The organism is Spiroplasma sp. ChiS (assembly GCF_002968355.1).
In the GTDB taxonomy this organism is placed as follows: Bacteria; Bacillota_I; Bacilli_A; order Mycoplasmatales; family Mycoplasmataceae; genus Spiroplasma; species Spiroplasma citri.
This window is the reverse complement of sequence record NZ_PUUH01000172.1, coordinates 1-1,037: the sequence shown is the minus strand read 5'-3', so window position 1 is coordinate 1,037 and position 1,037 is coordinate 1. Positions and strand designations below refer to the sequence as shown.

2 protein-coding genes are annotated in these 1,037 nt (G+C 27.3%); both read left to right on the top strand.

Annotated features, from left to right (window positions below; translation table 4 throughout):
* A partial coding sequence (locus C6B38_RS10060; RefSeq protein ID WP_162475884.1) for a hypothetical protein occupies positions 1 to 284 on the top strand: 284 nt, incomplete at its 5' end.
* A gap of 2 nt (positions 285 to 286) precedes the next feature.
* On the top strand, positions 287 to 1,037 hold a 751-nt coding region (locus C6B38_RS04900), incomplete at its 3' end, for a hypothetical protein (protein WP_146693316.1).

The window sequence follows — 1,037 nt, the reverse complement described above, 5'->3', positions numbered from 1 at the left end:
GTGATGTTCCTGATTTAACTAAAAAAGCAGATGTAATTACTGAAATGAATACTGGTTTTATTAAAGCAATTCAAAAACTTAATGCTGGTTTAACAACTTCAGATTATATTGTTAATATTTTAGATTATGATCATTCAATATTTAATGATAGAGATGAGGGTAATTTTAGCAATAATGTTTCGGTACCATATAGTTTAATTGGTACAAATTGATTAACTGGTGAAACAACAGGAATGGAAATTACAGTTCCTGCTGCTACTAAAAAAACCAAAAATAAAAAATAAAAATGCCAATTGGAACAACAAAAACTGTTCTTATTTATAGTATTAAAACTCCAACCAGATTATCAATTCAGCAACAACAAAAAAGTTTTGGTTTACAATTATTAGAATTTTTAGGAATACAAGTTTTAGCACTTGGTTTATCAGTTTTAACTGGTGGGATTGCTTCTGCTGTTGGATTAGGTGCGGGATTATCTAATTTTGCTGCTGCCCTTATATCGTTTGGAGTAGAAACAGCAACTGATTTTACAGTCAATCAAATATATGATAAATTAACCTCAGAAGTTACGGCAAAAAGTACCGCTTTAAATTTATTGCCAGCAATTGGGGGTATTGGTAAATTAACTCGTGCTGCACGAACAACTAGAATTTTAAAATTAGCAAAAGAAACAAAACTACTTGAAAAATTAGGAATAGTAACTGCTAAAAACATAGAAGATGTTGTAAGGCAAGTTGAGGGCAAAAAAATTTTATTTAACAAATTAATATTTGATTTTACTAAACAAGCAAATAATGAGACTTTATTATATACAATTGGAAAATTAGCACGTAATGATTTTTCTAAGGGTTTTAAAATTTCTAATTTAGGGAAAATTAACAATCTATTAAAAATTGAAAAAAACTTACAAAAAATAAGTCCAAAGTTGGTACAAAAAGCACCTAGATTAACAAAAAAATATCAAGGATATGTTAATAATTGATTATCAGAATATGGTTTAAATTTTGAAAAAATAACAAAAATAAGTACTGATGAAT